This window comes from Ruegeria sp. AA3, from assembly GCF_056542905.1.
This window is the reverse complement of the sequence record NZ_JBQGAQ010000006.1, coordinates 22,832-44,099: the sequence shown is the minus strand read 5'-3', so window position 1 is coordinate 44,099 and position 21,268 is coordinate 22,832. Positions and strand designations below refer to the sequence as shown.

The 21,268-nt window shown below is 56.7% G+C and carries 26 protein-coding genes; 10 read left to right on the top strand and 16 right to left on the bottom strand.

The annotated features are described in order from the left end of the window. Window positions 1-57: 57 nt before the first annotated feature. The 3 genes from ACR0JR_RS11950 to ACR0JR_RS11940 are packed head-to-tail and all read right to left on the bottom strand — an operon-like array spanning window position 58 to window position 2,933. Complete coding sequence (locus tag ACR0JR_RS11950) at window positions 58-1,098, bottom strand: TRAP transporter substrate-binding protein (RefSeq protein ID WP_480456310.1); 1,041 nt, start codon at window positions 1,096-1,098, stop codon at window positions 58-60. Between the two features lie 36 nt (window positions 1,099-1,134). Then, window positions 1,135-2,418: a TRAP transporter large permease gene (locus tag ACR0JR_RS11945; protein ID WP_010443244.1), complete on the bottom strand. Its 1,284-nt coding sequence runs from the start codon at window positions 2,416-2,418 to the stop codon at window positions 1,135-1,137. Continuing rightward, a complete protein-coding gene (locus ACR0JR_RS11940) occupies window positions 2,415-2,933 on the bottom strand; it encodes a TRAP transporter small permease (protein ID WP_480456308.1) in 519 nt (172 codons plus the stop codon). The genes ACR0JR_RS11945 and ACR0JR_RS11940 overlap by 4 nt, the downstream gene beginning before the upstream one ends. Before the next feature lie 174 nt (window positions 2,934-3,107). Between ACR0JR_RS11940 and ACR0JR_RS11935 the strand changes: the two genes are divergently transcribed. Further along, a complete protein-coding gene (locus tag ACR0JR_RS11935) occupies window positions 3,108-4,070 on the top strand; it encodes a MurR/RpiR family transcriptional regulator (RefSeq protein ID WP_480456306.1) in 963 nt (320 codons plus the stop codon). Window positions 4,071-4,550: 480 nt separating this feature from the next. Here the strand turns inward: ACR0JR_RS11935 and ACR0JR_RS11930 are convergent, their stop codons facing one another. Further along, a complete protein-coding gene (locus tag ACR0JR_RS11930) occupies window positions 4,551-4,820 on the bottom strand; it encodes a DUF2312 domain-containing protein (RefSeq protein ID WP_010443248.1) in 270 nt (89 codons plus the stop codon). A gap of 147 nt (window positions 4,821-4,967) precedes the next feature. Between ACR0JR_RS11930 and ACR0JR_RS11925 the strand changes: the two genes are divergently transcribed. Continuing rightward, window positions 4,968-5,186: a hypothetical protein gene (locus tag ACR0JR_RS11925; protein ID WP_010443249.1), complete on the top strand. Its 219-nt coding sequence runs from the start codon at window positions 4,968-4,970 to the stop codon at window positions 5,184-5,186. 9 nt (window positions 5,187-5,195) lie between these two features. Here ACR0JR_RS11925 and ACR0JR_RS11920 read toward each other — a convergent pair whose 3' ends face one another. Then, a complete protein-coding gene (locus ACR0JR_RS11920) occupies window positions 5,196-5,411 on the bottom strand; it encodes a hypothetical protein (RefSeq protein ID WP_010443250.1) in 216 nt (71 codons plus the stop codon). A 242-nt stretch (window positions 5,412-5,653) separates the two neighbouring features. On the opposite strand from ACR0JR_RS11920, the gene ACR0JR_RS11915 reads away from it, so the two are divergent. From ACR0JR_RS11915 to ACR0JR_RS11900, 4 genes are read left to right on the top strand one after another with little or no spacing between them, the layout of a single operon-like run. Further along, the gene (locus ACR0JR_RS11915) at window positions 5,654-6,517 is read left to right on the top strand and encodes an MBL fold metallo-hydrolase (protein ID WP_010443251.1); all 864 of its coding nucleotides are present in this window, start codon (window positions 5,654-5,656) and stop codon (window positions 6,515-6,517) included. A 27-nt stretch (window positions 6,518-6,544) separates the two neighbouring features. Continuing rightward, a complete protein-coding gene (locus tag ACR0JR_RS11910) occupies window positions 6,545-6,973 on the top strand; it encodes a YeeE/YedE family protein (protein ID WP_010443252.1) in 429 nt (142 codons plus the stop codon). Further along, window positions 6,973-7,404: a DUF6691 family protein gene (locus ACR0JR_RS11905; RefSeq protein WP_010443253.1), complete on the top strand. Its 432-nt coding sequence runs from the start codon at window positions 6,973-6,975 to the stop codon at window positions 7,402-7,404. The genes ACR0JR_RS11910 and ACR0JR_RS11905 overlap by 1 nt, the downstream gene beginning before the upstream one ends. 9 nt (window positions 7,405-7,413) lie before the next feature. After that, entirely contained in the window at window positions 7,414-7,842 is a 429-nt protein-coding gene (locus ACR0JR_RS11900; protein WP_170780637.1) for a protein tyrosine phosphatase family protein, read from the top strand. Window positions 7,843-7,847: 5 nt separating this feature from the next. Here ACR0JR_RS11900 and ACR0JR_RS11895 read toward each other — a convergent pair whose 3' ends face one another. The 5 genes from ACR0JR_RS11895 to ACR0JR_RS11875 all read right to left on the bottom strand — a co-directional run bounded on the left by ACR0JR_RS11895 (window position 7,848) and on the right by ACR0JR_RS11875 (window position 13,760). Then, window positions 7,848-8,942 (bottom strand): FliM/FliN family flagellar motor C-terminal domain-containing protein, encoded by a 1,095-nt coding sequence (locus ACR0JR_RS11895; protein ID WP_480456304.1) that lies wholly within the window; start codon window positions 8,940-8,942, stop codon window positions 7,848-7,850. A gap of 77 nt (window positions 8,943-9,019) precedes the next feature. After that, entirely contained in the window at window positions 9,020-11,701 is a 2,682-nt protein-coding gene (locus ACR0JR_RS11890; protein WP_480456303.1) for an ATP-binding protein, read from the bottom strand. Beyond that, the gene (locus ACR0JR_RS11885; protein ID WP_170476649.1) at window positions 11,689-12,009 is read right to left on the bottom strand and encodes a hypothetical protein; all 321 of its coding nucleotides are present in this window, start codon (window positions 12,007-12,009) and stop codon (window positions 11,689-11,691) included. The genes ACR0JR_RS11890 and ACR0JR_RS11885 overlap by 13 nt, the downstream gene beginning before the upstream one ends. After that, window positions 12,006-12,386 (bottom strand): response regulator transcription factor, encoded by a 381-nt coding sequence (locus ACR0JR_RS11880; RefSeq protein ID WP_010443258.1) that lies wholly within the window; start codon window positions 12,384-12,386, stop codon window positions 12,006-12,008. Before ACR0JR_RS11880 ends, ACR0JR_RS11885 begins: the two co-directional genes overlap by 4 nt. A gap of 78 nt (window positions 12,387-12,464) precedes the next feature. Further along, window positions 12,465-13,760 (bottom strand): helix-turn-helix transcriptional regulator, encoded by a 1,296-nt coding sequence (locus ACR0JR_RS11875; protein WP_170775086.1) that lies wholly within the window; start codon window positions 13,758-13,760, stop codon window positions 12,465-12,467. Window positions 13,761-13,936: 176 nt separating this feature from the next. Here ACR0JR_RS11875 and ACR0JR_RS11870 point away from each other — a divergent pair, with 176 nt between their 5' ends. The 4 genes from ACR0JR_RS11870 (at window position 13,937) to aat (ending at window position 17,161) form a co-directional block, all read left to right on the top strand. Continuing rightward, window positions 13,937-14,473, top strand: coding sequence for a helix-turn-helix domain-containing protein (locus ACR0JR_RS11870; RefSeq protein ID WP_010443260.1), 537 nt, complete (start codon window positions 13,937-13,939; stop codon window positions 14,471-14,473). A gap of 150 nt (window positions 14,474-14,623) precedes the next feature. Beyond that, on the top strand, window positions 14,624-15,121 hold the full coding sequence (gene accB, locus ACR0JR_RS11865) for an acetyl-CoA carboxylase biotin carboxyl carrier protein (protein ID WP_480456302.1): 498 nt from the start codon (window positions 14,624-14,626) through the stop codon (window positions 15,119-15,121). Window positions 15,122-15,130: 9 nt separating this feature from the next. Further along, entirely contained in the window at window positions 15,131-16,480 is a 1,350-nt protein-coding gene (accC, locus tag ACR0JR_RS11860; protein ID WP_039534085.1) for an acetyl-CoA carboxylase biotin carboxylase subunit, read from the top strand. Between the two features lie 48 nt (window positions 16,481-16,528). Beyond that, on the top strand, window positions 16,529-17,161 hold the full coding sequence (gene aat, locus ACR0JR_RS11855; protein WP_480456301.1) for a leucyl/phenylalanyl-tRNA--protein transferase: 633 nt from the start codon (window positions 16,529-16,531) through the stop codon (window positions 17,159-17,161). Here aat and ACR0JR_RS11850 read toward each other — a convergent pair. The 6 genes from ACR0JR_RS11850 to ACR0JR_RS11825 all read right to left on the bottom strand — a co-directional run bounded on the left by ACR0JR_RS11850 (window position 17,125) and on the right by ACR0JR_RS11825 (window position 20,987). Further along, a complete protein-coding gene (locus tag ACR0JR_RS11850) occupies window positions 17,125-17,484 on the bottom strand; it encodes a DUF2155 domain-containing protein (protein ID WP_480456300.1) in 360 nt (119 codons plus the stop codon). The two genes, aat and ACR0JR_RS11850, sit on opposite strands and share 37 nt — an antisense overlap. Continuing rightward, on the bottom strand, window positions 17,481-17,933 hold the full coding sequence (gene mlaD / locus ACR0JR_RS11845; protein WP_010443265.1) for an outer membrane lipid asymmetry maintenance protein MlaD: 453 nt from the start codon (window positions 17,931-17,933) through the stop codon (window positions 17,481-17,483). Before mlaD ends, ACR0JR_RS11850 begins: the two co-directional genes overlap by 4 nt. 3 nt (window positions 17,934-17,936) lie before the next feature. Continuing rightward, window positions 17,937-18,320, bottom strand: coding sequence for an NADH:ubiquinone oxidoreductase subunit NDUFA12 (locus ACR0JR_RS11840; RefSeq protein ID WP_010443266.1), 384 nt, complete (start codon window positions 18,318-18,320; stop codon window positions 17,937-17,939). A 79-nt stretch (window positions 18,321-18,399) separates the two neighbouring features. Next, on the bottom strand, window positions 18,400-18,762 hold the full coding sequence (locus ACR0JR_RS11835; protein WP_480456299.1) for a RidA family protein: 363 nt from the start codon (window positions 18,760-18,762) through the stop codon (window positions 18,400-18,402). A 191-nt stretch (window positions 18,763-18,953) separates the two neighbouring features. Continuing rightward, window positions 18,954-20,219: an ATP-dependent Clp protease ATP-binding subunit ClpX gene (gene clpX, locus ACR0JR_RS11830; protein ID WP_170775098.1), complete on the bottom strand. Its 1,266-nt coding sequence runs from the start codon at window positions 20,217-20,219 to the stop codon at window positions 18,954-18,956. Between the two features lie 135 nt (window positions 20,220-20,354). Next, window positions 20,355-20,987: an ATP-dependent Clp protease proteolytic subunit gene (locus tag ACR0JR_RS11825; RefSeq protein WP_170476663.1), complete on the bottom strand. Its 633-nt coding sequence runs from the start codon at window positions 20,985-20,987 to the stop codon at window positions 20,355-20,357. Window positions 20,988-21,268 lie beyond the last annotated feature (281 nt).

Genomic DNA, 21,268 nt, shown 5'->3' with positions numbered 1-21,268 from the left:
CCAGAAACTGATCTCCGACAAGAGGTGCTGCCGGTTGGTTCCGGCAGTCAGGGAGGATCAATCGAGGTAAGACGCGTTGTTGGCGTTCTCTACCGCAGCCTTGAAACTTGCCAAAAGCTCGGCCGCTTTCTCATCCAGGTTTTCCTGAACATGCGTTTCAAAAGCAGGCTGCGTTGCAGCCGCCATGGAACTGCGTTGCTCGTCAGTCAGGGCCGTTACTTCAATCTGATCCATGAGGCCCGCAAGACCTCTATCTGAGGATTCGATGATCCGTGACAGACCGCGGCTTGCAGTTACGCAGTTTTCTGCAGCCGTACGGATCGTGGCCTGCTGGGCCTCGGACAGGCCCTCAAAGAAGGCGCGGTTGATCATGAAAGTGTACGGCGAAAACAGGTGGTTAGTCAGCGTCAGATACTGCTGAACTTCGGCAAAATTGGCGAAGGAGATGATCGGGACCGGATTCATCTGGCCGTCAATCACGCCGGTTTGAAGGCCGGAATACACCTCGCCCCAGGACAGGGGATAGGCTTCGGCGCCCAAGGCTTGCACGATCTTTTGATGTGAAGGCAAAGTCATCGTGCGGATGCGAATGCCATCAAAGTCCTTCAGGTCTGCAATAGGTCTCTGAGAGTTGGTGACCGCAAAGAACCCGCCGGTATCAGGGAAGCCCAGCACCACAACATCACCCAGTTCTGCTTCGATATCTGCGGCCAAGGCTTCGCCGAACTCGCCGTCAAAGACTTCGTAGGTCGAAGCGTTGCCATTAAATGCGAATGGTAGATTCAGCACATCAATCCGCGGGTAGTAGCTTGCCAAGGCGCCAGTCGATGTCAGGGTTGCCTGAATGATGCCGTCCCGCACCTGCTGCACATGCTCGGCGGCGGAGCCCAGTTGGTTTGATCCAAACACTTCGACCGTGACGCTGCCATTGGTGCCGGAATTCACGAGGTTGGAGAACACGGCCGTACAGGCGTGCGCCGGATTCTCAAATGGATCTGTTTTGTTGTCGTGCCCGAATTTTATGACGCCACCTTCGGCCAGCGCACTGGTTGCAAGCATGGTTGCGGTAAGCGCCGCACCTGTCAGAATAGTCTTCATTGTTCTTCTCCTGTTGGTTTGGATTTCGTGGGGAATTTACTGAGCAAAGCCCAACATCCGGGGCAGCCAAAGGGCTGCGTCCTCCCAAAATGCAAAGGCAAATAAGATAGCGATTTCGGCAATCAGAAACGGGAACAGCTTGATGGAAATCCGCTCCAGCTTTTCGCCGGTCACGGAAGACAGAACAAACAGGCATGCGCCCACCGGCGGGGTCATCAGAGAGATATTCAGCGCGAGTACAAAGATGATCCCGGCGTGAATCGGTTCCAGTCCGACTTGCTGCGTCAGCGGAACCAGCACCGGAGCGAGGATGATCAGAATTGCAGTGATATCCATCACCATACCGACGATCAGAAGCAATCCGATTATGATCGCGATGACGGCATAGCGGTTATCTGACAAACCAAGAACGGTTTCCGCGATCAATTGCGGAATGCGTTCAAAGCTCATCCACCAGCCGAGAATGCCAGCGAAGGCGATAATCACAAAGATAACGCCAGTGATACGCGCCGTACGGACAAGCATCGCGTAGAAGCCTTTGAACGTCAGCGACCGATAGACAAAAATCCCGATGAACATCGCGTAGGCCACAGCAATCGACGCAGCCTCTGTCGGGGTGACGATCCCACCCAGAATGCCCCCCAGGATAATTACCGGCATCGCCAAAGCGGTCAGTGAGGAAACAAATGTATCCCAGACCTCGCGAGGGCTCGCGCCGCGCAATGCTTTCGGAAGGTTTTCTCGCTTACCGCCGATGGCTATGACCGCCATGCAGACGATACAAATCACTAGGCCTGGCAGAACGCCTGCAGCGAACAGGCCTGCAATAGAGACACCCATTAGCGACCCGTAGACAACCATTAGCCCCGAGGGCGGAATGGTCGGGCCGATGATGGATCCCGCTGCCGTGACCGCGCAGGCATAATCACGTTTGTAGCCTTCTTTTACCATTGCAGGCACAAGTGTCCGACCAAAGGCCGCCGCGTCCGCAGTCGCCGAGCCGGTTAGTCCAGCGAAGAAAACCGAAGCCAGCATATTGGTATGGGCCAGCCCACCACGGAACCGCCCAACCAGAACCTGAGCCAGTTTCACAAGACGACTGGTGATCCCGATGTCATTCATGATCTCACCGGCCAGAATGAAGAACGGCATGGCAAGAAAGGGAAAGATATTGAGGCCGTTGAATATCTTGCTGGGACCAATCGCCAAGAACTGCGTTCCGCCCATGTCAATCAGACCCACGACGCCGGCAAGGCCAATGGCAAACCCAATCGGCATCCCGAACAGGATAAGGGCGACAAAAACGATTGCGACGATCACAGCGTTTCCTCCGCCTCAGTGGCAAAGGGTGGTTCGTCAATATGCGACCCCAAATCCCGAAACAGGACTAGCACCAGCTGTACAGATGACAGTGCCGCCGCGACAGGAATGGCTGCGTAGAAAGGAGCAAGGCTGGCGCCAAAAATCATCGCTTGGCGGGGCGCTCCGCTTTCGGCGAAGCTGATCCCAAAAAGTGCGACGTATAAGAACAAAGCCAGCGCCAAAACGTCCATCGCAACCAACAGAGTACGGCGCAAACCGACGGGAAGTATCATGATGAATGCAGTCAATCCGATGTGGTCCCTGCGCGCGATTCCGGAAGAAACTGCAAGCAATGCGGCCCAGATCATCAGGTAGCGGGCCAGCACCTCGGGCCACGGGAGTTGCCAGTGAAAATAGTAGCGGTCGACTACGCCAAGCCAGACATCCAGCACCAAGGACAACATCAACGCGGCGACGATACCCTCGACGACTGAATTTATTTTTGCGCTTGCGGTTGCAAACCAGCCTGACATTCGCACTCCTCCCCAGGACCCGAATCTGTAACTTGGTTACACCTTGCGCGATCAGGGTCGATTTTTCAACGGAAAAATGTAACTTAGTTTCTTTATAGCTACCAAAATTAGGGAAATTTCGCGAATATCGGTGAATATCTTGCTCACTCACAGCGATGCATGTAACTAAGTTTCATGAGTGACCAGGAGAAAATCACGCACATGCCGAACCAACCGCGCCCTGCCTCAGATGAAAACGCGCCCCCGCATAAGGGCCGTATTGGCGCTGTAGATCTAATCCCGGCACTGCATAACTCGCAGACCAAACTGGCAGTTCAGGAGCAGAAAGTCGCTGATTATGTAAAGGACCACCTCAACGAAATCAGCTCGATGACCATCGGGGATCTCGCAGAACGTTGTTCGGTCAGTAAGCCAACGGTTGTGCGGTTCTGCCGTAGCCTCGGCTGTGAAGGCTTTCGGGACTTCAAACTTCGCCTGGCCCAGAACGTCGCCGTCAGCGCTCAGTACTTATACAGAAATGCCGGTGAAGAAAGCTCTGACGCGAATTCAGCGATTGACCAAGTCCTGGGGGCCTTGTTCGCGACCCTGGATGTCATGCGCGGTCAAATCGATACAGAGAGACTTGAAGAAGCAAGGGATGCTTGTCTGGACCGACGGCAGATTCTTTTTGCGGGAATAGGAGGAGGATCCTCTCTTGTCGCTCAGGAAGCATCCAATCGCTTTTTCAGGCTCGGGATTCCATCGTTCTTCGTCAATGATAGCTATGTCCTACAAATGCGCGCGGCCGCGCTTGGGCCCGAAGACGTTCTCTTCCTTGTTTCGGCGAGCGGTGAAGCCGACGCCATCGTTAGTGCGGCGGAAGTCGCTAATGGTTACGGCGCGACCACAATCACCATCACCAAGCCCAACACCCGACTATCAGACATATCCAAAATTGCCCTGCTCACGGAATTGCCTGAAGACAGCGACATCTACAAACCAACAGCCTCGCGATATGCCCACCTCGCAATTGTTGACGCATTGGCCATGACCGTGGCGCAGGAGATGACCGATGAAACAAAGGAGAATCTTCGTCGAATTCGTGCGTCCTTGACGGCTTACCATGGAAGAACTGGTCCACAGCCTTTGGGCGACTAACCAAGGAACGAACAGATTAGTTTGTCTCAGCGCCGCTGATCAATATTAGTTCCGACCTGCACGGCAATCTCAGGCAACTGTGAGCCATTGAATTGGAACGCTTTTGCGAGTTTGGAAGCTTAGTGCGCGCCGTAGACCCAGATATAGATCGCAGTATTGGAAATGATGTGCTTACGACCATCGTTCTCCCCGCTTCAAGAAAGGAGAGTGCCGTAACCGCCAGGTGAGCGCGTCGAAACCGGCGCGCTCACTCATTCTACTGTGTCGTTCACATACCGCACCCTTTGGGCCAAGAAGGTGTTTGAGAGGCAAACCTGCTCAATTCACTTCTCAATCCTGCTGGTTTTTGTTCCCTGAAGACTGGTTCCTGCCATAAGCCCCAGACGTCGGTACTATGTTCCGCTTTGTGGCGTTCGTATTCCCGACACCAAGCAGTACTCAAGAAACCTTAGGCTGCGGAACTGGTTTATTGGCTCGGTTTTAGGTCATACCAAGCGCTTCTTTGTACATTTCAAGAACCGCTTCTTCTTCGGCGATATCGTCCTTGTCCCGCTTGCGCAAGGCGACGACCTTGCGCATGACTTTGGTATCGTAGCCACGGGCTTTGGCCTCGGCCATGACTTCTTTTTGCTGGTCGGCAATATCTTTCTTTTCGGCTTCAAGACGCTCGAAACGCTCAATGAACTGGCGCAGCTCGCCTGCGGTCACTCGGTAATTTGCTGCGGCCTGATCTTCGGTGATGTCTTCCATCTGCGTCTCTCCCAAGGGCTGAAAATAAGCAGCCGGATACATCGGCACCGACCCGATCGCAAGCAGACATTCAATACGGCGGGCTTGTCTGAATGGCATCGATCCGCTAAGCGCGACGACGGGTTCAACGGGTGAGCGTAAACAACTATGTTCGACATTATCGTCTGGGGCGGTGCCGCCCTGTCCATGGCCGGGCTGATCGGTCTGGTCTGGTGCATCTTGCGGGTGATGAAAGCGCGCAAAGCTAACCTGACCGATGAGGAACTCCGCGCTGCAGTTCAGGGCGTATTACCCTGGAATCTTGCATCCCTTTTCCTGTCGGTTCTGGGGCTAATGATGGTTATCCTCGGAATTTCTTTTAGTTAACCGAACAGATCACACCGGCATATTGTCGAACCGCGCCTCCAGCGCATCTTCGCACAGCGCCGCATCTAACCGCCGCAAGCGCGAAGGTATCTGAACACGCTGCGCGCGCATTTTATCCAGAACCTGACTGACACGGGGCTGAAGAGCCAGTCGGGTCTCCAAGCATGCACCATGTAGCCTTTCTTCCAGCCGTTCCGCCTCTGTATAAAGATCCTGAGCAGTCATTTGCATCCTCCCATACAGTGCCAGTCTGCCTGATATAGGTAACAAGATTAAGACCAGCACGAGACCGGGCCAAAACATCGCGGAATCTTGCCTGTGAGGGCCAAATTCCGTCAATATGACCTTGGTCGCCCAAAACATATGCTCAATTCGCGGCATTTACTTTGACAGACATCAATTCGTGATTTGGCACTTTAATCACATTCCAGTATTGATATATGAGATAGAGCCGAACGGAGGATCCCATGACGCCCATAGTGAAAGCTTTTTTTGACCCTCAGACCTTCACAGTCTCATATGTGGTGCAGGAGCCCGAGGGACAGGCCTGCGCCATCATCGACAGCGTTTTGGATTTTGATCACGCCTCGGGTCGCACTGACACCAGTTCGGCCGATCAAATTGTCGAATATGTGACCGACAACGGGTTGAAGGTGGAATGGATACTGGAAAGCCATGTCCATGCCGACCACCTGTCAGCAGCGCCCTATCTGCAGGAAAAGCTGGGGGGAAAAATCGGGATCGGTGAGAATATCGTAGTCGTGCAGGACACATTCGGCAAAGTGTTCAACGAAGGGACCGAGTTCCAGCGTGATGGTAGCCAATTCGATGCTCTGTTTACGGAAGGGGCCAGCTTTCACATCGGCCAGATGCGCGGGGACGTCCTGCATACGCCGGGTCATACTCCGGCCTGCATGACCTATGTAATCGGCGACGCAGCCTTCGTTGGCGATACATTGTTCATGCCGGATTTTGGAACCGCACGTTGCGATTTCCCGGGCGGATCTTCGGAGGATCTATTTGCCTCAATCCAAAGGATTTTAGCATTGCCCGAAGAAACACGGGTGTTCGTAGGGCATGACTATAAGGCACCCGGCCGAGATGAATTTGCCTGGGAAACGACGGTAGGTGAACAGAAGGCGTTGAATGTCCATATCGGACAAGGCCGAAGCGTTGAGGAATTTGTCGAGATGCGCGATGCGCGGGATGCGACCTTGGCAATGCCACGTCTGATTTTACCCTCTCTGCAGGTTAATATGCGGGCCGGTCAGATGCCACCGGCGGATGAACAAGGTGATGTTTTCATGAAAATTCCGGTCAACAAGCTTTGACACGGAATATCGGGTGAGGATCTAGAAATGAATGTGGAGTGGATGTGGGGTCTTGCGGGTGGCCTGCTGATCGGGCTGGGTGCCGCTGTATATCTTCTGTGCAATGGTCGGATCATGGGAGCCAGTGGCATTCTTGGCGGATTGGTTGAGCGCAACGACCGCAGTGCAATGACGGAACGTTTAGCCTTTGTTATTGGGCTGATCGGGATGCCTTTCTTGCTACGCCCCTTGATTGCACCACAGACTCAGACTCATCTGACCCCGGATTTAGCAATTGTGATCCTGGCCGGGTTACTGGTCGGTGTGGGCACGCGGATTGCAAATGGGTGCACCTCGGGTCACGGCGTCTGCGGGATTTCTCGCTTCTCCCTGCGCGGGATTGTCGCCACGGTTTTCTATATCCTTGCTGGCGGGTTAACGGTCGTTCTGTTTCGCCAAGTTCTGGGGGTGATCTGATGCGCTCAGTATTTGCTTTTCTCGCCGGAGGTTTGTTTGGCACCGGGCTGTTGATCTCAGGCATGACCAACACCACCAAGGTGCAGGGATGGCTGGATGTGTTCGGCAACTGGGACCCGACGCTGGCCTTTGTCATGGGCGGGGCGATCCTGCCCATGTTGGTGGCGTGGCAAATGACCCGGAACCGAACGCCGCTGGTAGGTGGCAAATTTCCTGCTCCACCTCGTGTTGAGCTGGATCGTCGGCTGATCGTTGGTTCGGTTCTGTTCGGGGTTGGCTGGGGGTTGGCAGGTCTGTGCCCGGGCCCGGCGATGGCCTCGCTCAGTTATGGTGGTGTTGGCGGAATTGTGTTCCTAATCGCAATGATTGCGGGCATGTTGGCCGCGCCAAAACTGGGCGCACAACTGGACAGGATGGCTGACGCGGCCTAATCAGTTGTCATGGAGATTCGACCGATTACCCCCCGCTATGCCGTCTCACCCCAGATCACGGTTGAGGACGTGCCAGCCATCGCCAAGGCAGGTTTCGTCAAGGTGATTTGCAACCGTCCTAATACCGAGGTGCCGCCAGATCAGCAGTCTGATGCCATCGGGCAGGCCGTGCGCGAGGCCGGAATGGAATACGAGGTATTGGAACTGACGCACCAGACTATGACGCCAGAGAATGTCGCCCTGCAGCGCGATCTGGCCGAAAGCTGCCGCGGGCCTGTCCTGGCCTATTGCGCATCCGGTACCCGTTGCTCGGTTGTTTGGGCGCTGGGACAGTGCAACCGGCTAAGCACGGATGAAATTCTGGACGCGACGGGTAAGGCTGGCTATGCGCTCGACGGACTTCGCCCAGCGCTGGAGCAGTTGCGCGCACAGGACTAAGCCACCTAGTACGGCCCATCGCCCTCAGGCGCTGGCAGTCCAGCAAGATGTGAAATCTCGGCAACGCGTTGGTCAGGATTCGATGGCAAAATATCATCCGGGTTAAGCAGAGTATCATTCATTGCCTGTTCGCTGGTCACAATTTCTTCGTCCAGCAACGCTGACTTTTCGTCATCGTCCAGTTTGGAAACTGGGCCAGACTTGCGAGCCAGAAAGGACTGTTCGTCCTTCGTTGGCAATGTCGCGACCGGATTGTGTTCATTTATCCGAACCGCGCGCATCCCACCGCATTGCCCCAACCGACCAATCGCCATACGGGCACGGTCGATTGACAGAACTTCAACCCGATCCACACGCGCGCCTAGCAACGGAAGGACGTCGCCAACTGTCAACTCTGAAAGAGCAGTCAACGGCAGTGAAATACGGCTTATTACAGCGTTCAGTTCAGCGCGCATCACGCCGGATGCCTGATCGAGGTTCATACCCGCGAGACTGTTTTCCGCCTCCTGCTCCGCATCAGACAGAGGCCGGTCAGGCAACAACACGCAAACTTCCCCCTGTCGGCTACCGCCAGCCAACTCGACTGTCAGATCGAATACACGATATGCCTCATCCACCAGCGCCAGTGTCAGGCTGCGCCGATCTTCAGCCCGCGATGTGAACTCAAACCCCGACAGGCTGGCCATATCCGCCGCGGATTCGACCAGCTTCTGCGCCCGGCCCAGCATATCCTCGATCAAGGGGGCGACCATGGCGGCGTCAGTGTCCGTAAACATTCGCTCCGACGGTGGATCAGAGGTGACAATTGCGATCGTCTGCTGCTGAATCACGGCCGACACGCATCCCGGGTCCAGACATACTGCCGCCATGCTACCTTGATCCGAGCCAAAGAGCAGCATCAACCAACCCTGTTTCAATCGCGCGGTCGCGTCCTCCTGCGCACGCAACGCCTGTTTGGCCCCGATGACTGTCAGCGCTAGCCCCATGCCATCACCTGCCGCCCGCGCCAAACCAAGCCGCAGGGCACGTAGAATTGAACGGGGCGTATCAACTTCACCCTGCCTCGCCGATAGTTTGCGTGCCAATGCTGATTTAGTCATCGCCTCGCTCTGCCGTCTTAGAATACACCTAGGAATTGTGTAACCCGCAGATCGTTACAAATATCTTTATGACATCCTCATTGCGCGGCCTGCCGATAAGCAAGAGGCAGACTGACACGGAAGGCGGCTCCTGCCTGCCCAGGCAAATAGGCGACTTCGCCCCCTAGGCGCTGCATGATCTCGCGACAAATCGCCAAACCCAACCCGGCCCCACCTGCCTTGTCCGAGCCAACGCGGGCAAATTTCTCGAACACCAGCGATTGGGCCTCGGTTGGGATGCCGCTGCCATTGTCGATGAAATCAATCACCATCTGCCCGCCAACATCATGGGCCGATATCGTCAGCACCGGTTCATCAGCGTCGCAGTATTTCTGAGCATTCGAGATCAAATTAATGAAGACCTGCCCCAGCCGATCCAGATCAGTGTAGAGCGGGATGCGTTCGTTGGCGCGCACCCGCCGCACACAAATCTTGCGATCACTGCCTGCCAGAGCACTTGAGACTGCGCGATCCAATACCTCGTTCAGCGTTGCGTCATCCATATTCAGGCTGACCTGCCCGCTTTCAAGGACACTCAAATCCAGCAGATCGTCCAGCAGCCGGGTCAGACGCAGCGACTCGTCATGAATGATCGCAGCATAGCGGGTCTGCTCTTCTGCGCTCAGGCCCTCGGCGTCGCGCAGGATTTCGGAAAATGCGCGGATCGAGGTCATCGGCGTGCGCAATTCGTGGCTGACCTGACTGAGAAAGGCGTCTTTCTGCTTTGATACTTGGGTGAGCTTGGCGTTGGCCTCCCTTAACTGGCGCGCAGTGCGGCTGAGTTCAGCCGATTTCGCTTCGAGCTGGCTGGAATATTCCAGCATCTGAGCGGATTCGTCGGCTACGGCCAGCAGGTCCTCGACCGAAACAGACGCACCACCCACGATCTGACCAATCATCGCATGGGCGGTTGCGGCACCTACCGAACCGCTGAGTTCACGTTCCAGCCGTTCCAGAAACTGCGGAGTTGGTTCGGGAAGACGTCCAGGCCGGCCATTCTGCCGTTCCGCTTCGGCCTGAAAGAATTCCTGCGCGGGAATGGTGCCCAAAATCCGCTGGGTCATGATCATCAGATCTTCGCTTTGCGCGACTGACCCGGTCCAGCCGCGCGCCGAAACCGAATGGTCGAAGACATTGACGAATTGTGCACCCTGCAGGCGTTCCAACGGGCTTGGAAAGCTGAGCATCGAAGCGACGCAGAAGGCGATTGTGTTCAGTGACAGCGACCACATGACTGTATGCACCATCGGATCAATTCCTTCGATCCCAAAGAGCGCTTGCGGGCGTAGCCAGCCCCAACCGAAAGGTCCGTTTTCGATCACCGACGCCGGGATGATACCACCTTCCATGCCGGGCAGCAGCAGAGTATAAATCCACAGGAAGAACCCAACACTGAGCCCCACCAACGCCCCGGTTCTGGTCGCACCGCGCCAGAACAAACCACCCACCAGAGCGGGCAGGATCTGAGAGATCCCGGCAAAGGCCACCAGACCGATTGAAGCCAGTGCAGCCCCGCCACCTGACAAGCTGTAGTAGAAATAGCCCAGTGCCATGATCACAGCGATCGAGACACGGCGGGCCATCAGAACGATGGTCCGGACATCACCGGATACCGACGCGGTGCCTTCCTGCGTATTCAGCCAGATCGGCATGACCACGTGGTTCGAGACCATAGTCGACAGCGCCATGGCCGTGACGATCACCATCGACGTAGCCGAGGAGAACCCGCCGATAAATGACAGCATCGCCAGCCAGTCATTGCCCTGCGACAGCGGCACGGTCAGCACAAACAGGTCCGGGTTCGATCCCTCAGGCATCAGGTCCAGCCCGACCACCGCGATCGGCACCACAAATAGGCTCATAAGCAGCAGATAAAGCGGAAAGGCCCAGGCTGCAGTGCGCAGATGGCCTTCGTCATCATTCTCGACCACCATGACCTGAAACATCCTTGGAAGGCAGACAAATGCCGCTGCCGAGAGGAAGATGAAAGTGGTCCAGCGCCCGGCATCCACATGCCACTGACCAATCTCAGACGCGTCGATCTGGTCCATCATCGGCCCCAGCCCCCCCGCGACGCCCCAGACGACAAAGATACCAACCGCCAGCAGAGCAAAGAGTTTAACAACTGATTCCAAGGCAATAGCCGTGACAACGCCGTGGTGGCGCTCGTTTGCGTCCAGATTGCGAGTACCGAAGAGGATCGCAAAGACCGCCAGACCGGCAGCTACCCAGAACACGCTGGATCCCTCGCGGTAAAGGCCGGTTGGATCAGCCTCGGCAAAGATCGAAAAGGACAGCGTGATCGACTGCAATTGCAGCGCGATATACGGCGTGCCACCCAGCACCGCCAAGATCGTCACGCAAACCGCCAGGGTGTTGGACTTACCGTAACGCGACGAGATCAAGTCAGCGATGGAGGTCACGCGCTGGCTGCGTCCGATACGAACCAACTTGCGCAGGCCCCACCACCAGCTGATCATTACCAGAGTTGGACCCAAATAGATGGTCACAAATTCCAGTCCAGAACGCGCGGCGTTGCCGACCGCGCCATAGAATGTCCAGGCGGTGCAATAGATCGACAGAGACAGCGTATAGATCAGCGGGGACCGAAGCCATTTCCCGCCTCCACGTGCCGCAACCCGATCCGCGGTAAAGGCCACGCCGAACAGCAGCACTACGTAGCCCAGACAGACCAGGATCAGGACATTCAGCGTCGCCATGACTCGGCCCCGGGCTCGGCGTTCTCGCGTGCTGCCATACGCCTGGCAGCAATGCCAAAGACCACACTGATCAGAATCAGCCCCCCCCAGCAGGCAAAGATGTAGAACATGGCTGAGGAAAGCGACAACGCCTCGGCACTTTCACTTTCATCAGGCCACAGAAGCGGTAGCGCAAGCAGGGCGGCCCCCAGAAATGGCAGCAGCCGCGCCGCATCCGCCAGTCTGCGCCGACGATAACCCTGCCGCTCGAGAAACAGAGACGGTCGGGCCGGCGAGGGCCGGCCTTTGCCGTCGTCCGGCGAATTCATGACTGTGACGCCTGCGCATGCAGGTCACGCACCGCCGTCAAAACCTCGGCATTCGAGAACGGCTTGGTCATGAAACGACTGACCCCGGCCTGTTCGGCCATCTCCCGGTCACGGGATTGCCCGCGCGCAGTCAGCATCAGGACCGGCAATGCCTTCATCTCCTCATGCTCGCGCAGATCACGCAGCACATCCATTCCGCTTTTACCCGGCAACATCACATCCAGAATCACCAAATCGGGCTGAGCGGACAGGATTACCTGCACCGCGTCCGTTCCCTCGGCATGCGTTTCAACCTGCCACCCTTCACGGGTCAGCAAAAAACGGATCGCCTCGGTGATATTGGGTTCATCCTCGATCAACAGAACCTTACGGCTCATATTTGTACTTCCTCCCCAGGACCGGTTGCACGTCCGGCCACCTGTCCAGACCAGCTTAAGCGCAGCGTCACGAAACTGTCAAAACCCTTCGCTCAAGATCGACGGTTCCCTACGTGCGCCGCAATCTCGTTTGGGGCAAATCCGACAACTGACCCCGACTTGCGCCGCGTTCTCCGTCGGCCGCACGGTGTCTTCAACCGGCAGCACCAACATGACCGAACGGTAGACCGGCTCGGCTCCGAACGCCTCAGCCGGTTGGGGGGAGGCGATGGCGAAACATTCAAACTGGGCGGCGGTGCGACCAAGCTGCACGACGCGCTTGCGGATCGGCACCAGAGGACGGTTCAGCGCCGTGAACAAAGGCCAGAGCGGGCACGCCTCGCCATGGCGCGGCAGGGCAAAGCCCGGCGCAGGCTTATAGAAAAGAACGCTGCCCGAGGCGTCGCAGATCACCAGCCCTGCAGGACGTGCCAGCGTGCCTTCGGGCAGAAAGGCCAACCGTCGCAGCACCGTAACCAAATCCACCGAAAATGCTGCCGCCAGGGCCAGCGGGTCAGGATCTGTTGTATCAAGCGCGGAGCGCACCTGATCCAACGGCATGGCCAGCGCATCGGCTGCGTAAAGGTTCAGCAAGCCCGAGGCTACGGCGTTGGCGGCGGAGGACTCGAGCCCATCCAGCAGCACATCGGTTAATTCCCCTCCGGCTTCGAGTTCCGGGAAATGATATCCCTGTTCAGCAAAAAAGGCCTCGACCGCATCAAGGGGGATGCCACGCAGATCGCGTTGCCCGTCACTGTCATCAAGATAGGCCACAAGCGCTTTGGAGCTTTCAGCGAGCCGCTCGGCATCCTGATGCAGATTGCGATGGAAGCGGTCGCGCCATTCGGCCTCGATCTCTCCGGGTTCGGCCAGAATCGCGGCAGTTGAGCGGATGGCGGCAGCGGTCGACAGCACCTCATGCATCGAAGCGGCCAGATGTGGGTCATGGGTCAAACGATCCGAAAGGGTTTCGACTGTACGTTCCAATGTCACTACGCGGCGATGCATCTGTGCCAGAACACCGGACCAGCCAGGAAAACGCCCGGCGAATTCTTCGAGCCCGTCAACCTCGGCCTTTTGACCAACCGAATCTGCCGCCGCCTCGCGCAGGGCTGAGATGAGCGTATCTTCTATCCCTTGCGTCAGCAGCGATGGTTCCACTGACAATGCCGCCGCAATATCAATCAGAAGCTTGCCACCAATGCGACGGCGATTGTGTTCGATCAGGTTCAGATACGATGCCGAAATCCCCACCTGCCGCGCCAGTTCCGCCTGTCGCAACCCCGAGATTTGCCGCCTTTCGCGTATCCGGCTGCCGGTAAGGGTATCTCGCATCTTGTTTGTATCCTTGACGACTGCAAACTGATTTGCAGAATAACTGCATGATTTTTAACCCTTGGCGAAGAATTATCAAAGAAGATTTACAACTTTGACAGCGACAACAGAAAGAAACCCACCCTTTCCCGCCACCTGCTCTTCTAATTCAACGCAATACCCGTCACGATAAGTACATGAGCGATCCCGCCTTCGAATACGCCCCTATCGGCCTTGTTGAGCTTGAGAACCGGATCATCCGGCGGTGCAATTTGCAATTTGCGCGGACCTTTGGCGGGGATGAAGCTGATTACCGCAACATGCCCTTGCTACATCTTTATCCCTCGGTTGCCGACTGGGAGCGGATTGGAGCACGCAGCCTGCAAGTGATGCGCGACACCGGGTACTATACGGATGAACGAGTTATGCGGAGGCGCGACGGGGACCTGTTTTGGTGCCGTGCACGAGGGCGGTCCCTTACGCCCGACGATCCGTTTCGTCACGGGATATGGAGCTTTTCGGATATCTCGGAAGAACGCCCACTTGTACAATTGACCACCCGCGAACGCGAAGTCGCCATCCTGTCCTGCCGCGGCCTGTCTGCAAAAGAAATCGGCGTCGAATTGGGGCTGAGTTATCGCACAATCGAGGCCTATCGCGCCCGTCTTCTAGAGAAATATGGCGCTCGAAAGCTGCCCGAGCTGGTGGCAAAACTGTCAGGGACGCCGCTGTAATTGCTGCGCCCCTCGAACTTGAAGCGAAACCCCCTATTTAACGGGCTCAGTCGACGCTTTTCATGGGCGTCTGCATAGCTTATAACCCTGCGTAATCAGACCAAGCCCGCAGGGAACAGACGGGCCATAGGGGAACCTTCGAGGACACTCATGACAGATACCAAACACGAAGCGGATGTCGCGTTTATCAAGGCACTGGCCGAACTGCTGCGCGAAAACGACCTGACCGAACTGCAGGTCAAACGCGAATATGGCGATGACGACAGCCTGAATGTCCGCGTCAGCCGTATGTCACAGACTGTTGCCGCTCCGGTTCAGGTGGCGGTTCCTGCGGCAGCACCCGCAGCCGCACCTGCTGCTGTACCCGCACCAGCCGCAGAGGCGCCTGCTGCGATGGACGATCCCGCCAGCCACCCCGGCGCAGTGACTTCGCCCATGGTCGGCACCGTTTACATGCAGCCCGAACCGGGCGCGCCTGCATTTATCTCGATTGGTGCGTCGGTATCCGAAGGCGACACGCTGCTGATCGTCGAAGCCATGAAGACTATGAACCACATCCACGCACCCAAGTCGGGCACCATCAAGCGCATTCTGGTCGGCGATGGTGATGCCGTGGAATTCGGCACGCCTCTGGTCATCGTTGAGTAAGGCGGGCCCATGTTCGACAAAATCCTGATTGCCAACCGAGGCGAGATCGCCCTACGCGTGATCCGTGCTGCCCGCGAGATGGGGATCAAGACGGTCGCCGTGCATTCCACCGCCGACAGCGACGCGATGCATGTGCGCATGGCGGACGAATCGGTCTGCATTGGCCCACCGCCCAGCCCGCAAAGCTATCTGTCCGTGCCCGCGATCATCTCGGCCTGTGAAATCACCGGCGCGCAGGCGATCCATCCCGGCTATGGCTTCCTCTCCGAAAATGCCGAGTTCGTGCAGATCGTCGAAGATCACGGCATCACCTTCATCGGCCCCACAGCAGAACATATTCGCGTCATGGGTGACAAGATCACCGCCAAGGACACGATGAAGGAACTGGGCGTGCCTTGCGTTCCCGGCTCCGATGGCGGCGTTCCCACCTTGGAAGATGCCAAGCGCATCGGCGAAGAGTTCGGCTATCCCGTCATAATCAAAGCCACCGCCGGTGGCGGCGGTCGCGGCATGAAAGTCGCGATGACCGCAGATGAGATGGAAAGCGCCTTCATGACCGCGCGCGCCGAAGGCAAAGCAGCCTTTGGCAATGACGAGGTCTATATCGAGAAATACCTGACCACGCCGCGGCATATCGAGATTCAGGTCTTTGGCGATGGCAAGGGCAAGGCGGTTCATCTGGGCGAGCGCGACTGCTCGCTGCAGCGTCGCCACCAGAAAGTGTTCGAAGAGGCCCCCGGCCCATGCATCACCCCTGAAGAACGCGCCAAGATCGGTAAGGTTTGCGCCGACGCGGTGGCCAAGATCAACTATATCGGCGCTGGCACCATCGAGTTCCTCTATGAGAATGGCGAATTCTACTTCATCGAGATGAATACCCGTCTGCAGGTGGAACATCCGGTGACCGAAGGCATCTTTGGCGTCGATCTAGTACGAGAGCAGATCCTTGTCGCCGCTGGTGAGGACATGTCGTTCGGTCAGGACGATTTGGAGATCAACGGCCACGCCATTGAGGTTCGTATCAACGCTGAAAAACTGCCGAACTTCTCGCCTTGCCCCGGTAAGATCACGGCCTATCACGCGCCGGGTGGTCTGGGTGTGCGGATGGATTCGGCACTCTATGATGGCTACTCGATCCCACCGTATTACGACTCGCTGATCGCAAAGCTGATCGTGCAAGGCCGCGACCGGGCTGAAGCATTGGCCCGTCTGGAACGCGCGTTGGGAGAGCTAATCGTCGACGGCATCGACACCACCGTGCCGCTGTTCCACGCGCTGCTGCAGGAACCTGACTTGCATAGCGGTGACTATAACATCCACTGGCTGGAGCACTGGCTTGCGGAGAACATGGCCCAATAAGAAAACGGGATCAGAGGGCTACGGCCCTCTGGTCCCGGGGCACCCGGCATGAGCCTTTCCCCTGAACTTCTGCTACATGGCTACTCCATCGGCATCTTTCCGATGGCCGAACACCGCGATGACCCCGAGCTGTTCTGGGTCGATCCGAAGTTTCGCGGTGTTTTCCCGCTGGAAGGCTTTCACATTTCACGCAGTCTGGCGCGTCGCTTGCGGACGTGTGGGTTCACGATAAGCATCAATCGCGATTTTGCGGGCGTGGTGGATAGCTGCGCCGACCGATCGGAAACCTGGATCAATCCCGAACTGCGCCGCCTGTATCAGGAACTACATCAGGCCGACCGCGCGCATTCCCTCGAAGTCTGGGAGGGTGCTTCGCTGATTGGCGGGGTTTATGGTGTGGTTCTGGGCGCAGCCTTTTTTGGCGAAAGCATGTTTTCGCGCCGCACGGACGCATCGAAGATCGCACTTACCTATCTGGTGGATCGGTTGCGCCAAACCGGGTTTACGCTATTCGATACGCAGTTTCTGACCGCGCATCTGGCCTCATTAGGCGCGATCGAAATCCCGCGTGCAGTTTATCACAGCGAGTTGAAACAAGCGATTGATCTAAAAGCAGATTTCACCGCGGATCTGCAGCAGACCCCTCAGGGTGTGATACAGCGGATCACCCAGACATCGTAACGCGCATGGTCCAGCGCGTTCAGCGCGGGTGAGGTCGCTATCATCCAGCCGTCAAATAGCTGCTGCGCCTTGCCCTGTTCCCAAATTGTCAGATAGGCAAAGGCGTCGCCCGTGGGGTTGTCAGCCGGGTAGCGGCAATCGCCCAGTGCAACGTCCAACCCGAACACGGTCGCCGTCTGTCCGTTCTGAACCTCGATATCCAAGGTCTGCCCGCTAACCTTATCCAGCCCGCGCAGCATGGCGCCCGGACCGGATTCTACCTTTTGCTGTGCAGCCGCAGCAGTCACGGTGGCCAGCAGCGCAGCGAGGGCCGCACGGATCATTCGCTGCCGTCCCCTGCCACAAACTTGACCAACAATGAGATCAGGCTGACCGCGCCCTGCGTGTCCTCGATCTCATCACCCGGCTCAAAATAGAACGGAGAGCCGCCGGGCATCACCTCAACAAAATTGCCTCCCAGCAACCCTTCTGAGGAAATCACAACTGCGCTGTCATCCGGGATCAGAATGCCATCCGCCACAGAAAATTGTGTATCGGCACGGTAGGTGTCAGAATTCAGTGTAACGCCCGTTACTGTACCGATTTTCACACCGGCTAGGCGCACATCAGTTCCAACGCCGACACCTTCAAGAGAACGAAAAGACGCGCCCAGCTCGTATCCTGCGCTGGACTGGGACAGGCCAGTGGACTGGCTGGCATAGACGCCAAAAGCAATGGCGCAGGCCAGCACGGCACCGCCGACAATAACTTCGGTCTTGGTATGAGCTGACATTGCTTATTCCGGGCTCCACGCCTCGTAATCCGAGCGCTCTACCGGATCAGCACGGCGCAGCGACCCTGCCGGAGCATAGGCCAGCGCGGTTCCCGTCAGGTTTTCCTGATGCGGTTTTTCCCAGGATTTGTGGGCCAGAGGTTTGTCGGTTGGCGGTTCATCCCAAGTGCGATGCAGCCATCCATGCCAATCAGGGTCGATCCGGCTGGCCTCGGCCTCACCATTGAAGATCACCCAACGTTTGCTGTCGTCTGCGTTACGATAGAACACGTTGCCTTCATCGTCTTCGCCGACCTTGATCCCTTTGCGCGCAGTGTAGAACTGCGTGTTCAGGGTGGCTCCGTTCCACCAGGTCACGGCCCGCAAAAGACTGTTCAGGATTCCCATCGGCTGCCTCCGGCATTTCTGTCCCCGAAGATATGGACCAAAGGCACGCTGAGGTCCAGTGCCACCGGGCTTGCCTGCGTCATTCCGGCAGAATAGCGGTAACTTCAATTTCAATCCGATATTTCGGATCGATCAACCCGCATTCAATCATCGTGGCTGCAGGAGGGTTCGCGCCAAACGTCTCGGCCAAAACAGGCCAGCAACGTTCGAACTCGGTGCGATCCGGCAACATATAAGTGACACGCACAATGTCCGAGAGCGATGCGCCTGCCTCGATAAGTGCATGTTCGATAATCGACAGAGCTGAGCGACATTGGTCAACCACCGTGTCCCCCTGACCTACAGTCCCCGCGACATGAACCCAGCCTCTAGTGACAACTGCGCGGCAATAGCCGGCCTTGGCCTCGAATTCGCCGCCAGAAGATATCCGTTTGATTGCCATGGTCGCCTACTAAAATTGCCTCAATGACCTCAAAGCCGATTCAATGCGAGGCTCTGCCTCGCGCTCCGAAGCATTTATAGCCAGATGAAGAGCGGACCCCTGCTTCATCTGGCTATAAATACCTCGGGGGGTCGCCCAACGGCGACGGGGACAGAGCCCCCTAACCAGTGCCGCGGGCAATCAGCCTCGGCTCAACCAGCGGAAGCAGATTCAGCTGTGTCAGCGTAGATGATCAGCGGTTGCGACTCTGACGTCACCGCCTCTTCGTTGACCACAACTTCGGTCACATTCTTCATGCCCGGCAGTTCGAACATTGTATCCAGCAGGATGTCTTCGAGGATCGAACGCAGACCACGCGCACCGGTTTTGCGCTCGATCGCTTTTTTCGCAATCGCTTTCAGCGCGTCATCGGTAAAGCCCAGTTCGGCGTCTTCCAGTTCGAACAGGCGCTGGTATTGCTTGACCAAAGCGTTCTTGGGGCTGGTCAGGATGGTAACCAGCGCATCTTCGTCCAGATCTTCGAGCGTTGCCAGAACTGGCAGACGGCCAACAAATTCAGGGATCAGGCCAAACTTCAGCAGATCCTCGGGTTCAAGATCCTTGAAGATCTCGCCCACACCGCGTTCGTCATTGTCGCGGACATCAGCCCCAAAGCCCATAGCCGAGCCCTTGCCGCGCTGCGCAATGATCTTGTCGAGGCCTGCAAAGGCACCACCACAGATAAACAGGATATTTGTGGTATCCACCTGCAAGAATTCCTGCTGAGGATGCTTACGGCCACCCTGCGGCGGAACGCTGGCCACGGTGCCTTCCATCAGCTTCAGCAGCGCCTGCTGCACACCCTCACCCGAGACATCGCGAGTGATCGATGGATTCTCGGACTTACGAGTGATCTTGTCGACTTCGTCGATATAGACGATGCCGCGTTGTGCGCGTTCGACATTGTATTCGCTGGCTTGAAGCAGCTTAAGAATGATGTTTTCGACATCCTCACCCACATAGCCGGCTTCCGTCAGCGTGGTTGCGTCCGCCATCGTAAACGGCACATCCAGAATCCGTGCCAGCGTTTGCGCCAGCAAGGTCTTTCCGCAACCGGTGGGACCGATCAACAGGATGTTGGATTTGGCAAGCTCGATATCACTGCCCGCTTTCTGGGCGTGATTCAGACGCTTGTAGTGGTTGTGTACCGCAACCGACAGAACCCGCTTGGCGGTGGCCTGACCGATCACATAATCATCCAACACTTCGCAGATATCCTTGGGCGTTGGCACACCGTCCGAGGATTTCAGGCCGCTGGCCTTTGTCTCTTCACGGATGATGTCCATGCACAGCTCGACACATTCGTCGCAGATGAACACTGTCGGGCCTGCGATCAGCTTACGCACCTCATGCTGGCTTTTGCCGCAAAAGCTGCAATAAAGCGTGTTCTTGCCGTCACCGCCTGAATTCGTCGCCATGCTTTACCCCTCGGGCTCCGTCTCAGCAGCCCGTCTCGGGGCCGCGCTTGCCGTATATGCCTGCAGCTTAGGCCAGCCCTCTGGCAGCTACAATCTCAAAATCAATACTCACGCCTGACGCGCGCGGATTTGAACCTAGGCGTCGTCGCCGTCCATTTTGGCGCGGCTCTCGACGATCTCGTCGATGTGACCCCACTCCTTGGCCTCTTCCGGGCTCATGAAATTGTCGCGATCCAGAGCCTTTTCGACCGCCTTTTTTGTCTGACCCGTATGGCGAACATAGATATCATACAGGCGATCCTTCAGCTTTTGGGTCTCTGCTGCGTGAATCATAATGTCGCTGGCTTGACCCTGATATCCACCGCTGGGCTGATGCACCATGATCCGGCTGTTGGGCAGAGAAAACCGCATTCCCTTCTCGCCACCAGCCAAAAGAACGGATCCCATCGAAGCCGCCTGACCGATCACCAATGTAGAACATTTCGGCTTGATATACTGCATTGTGTCGTAAATCGACAAACCGCTAGTGACCACGCCACCGGGCGAATTGATGTAGATCGAGATTTCCTTGTTCGGGTTTTCCGCCTCGAGATGCAGCAGCTGAGCGACGACCAGATGGCTCATTCCATCGTGGATCGGTCCGTTGATGAAAATAATTCGCTCTTTCAGAAGGCGCGAGAAAATATCATACGCGCGTTCGCCCCGGCTGGTCTGCTCGACGACCATGGGGACGAGAGTGTTCATATATGTTTCAACTGGATCGAACATTCGGAACCTGCCTGCTTTGCGATGGATCGGGACTTTACCCGAAGAAGAGTTACCCGAGTCTTAGTGCTGCTGCTGGGGGGCTGCAAGGGGGGCTGAGCGTTCCGAGGAATTCCTTCGGTTTCCGAAACTCCTCCACGAGAGGTCTGGCAAAGCGACAGGAATATACCATATAACATCACGTTATTTTGATCCGTGCATATAGTAATACATGCCTAGTAGTTGTACCAATTGCACTTTCAACCTAGTAACTTCAGACGATCTCGAACTTGGGCGAATATAAT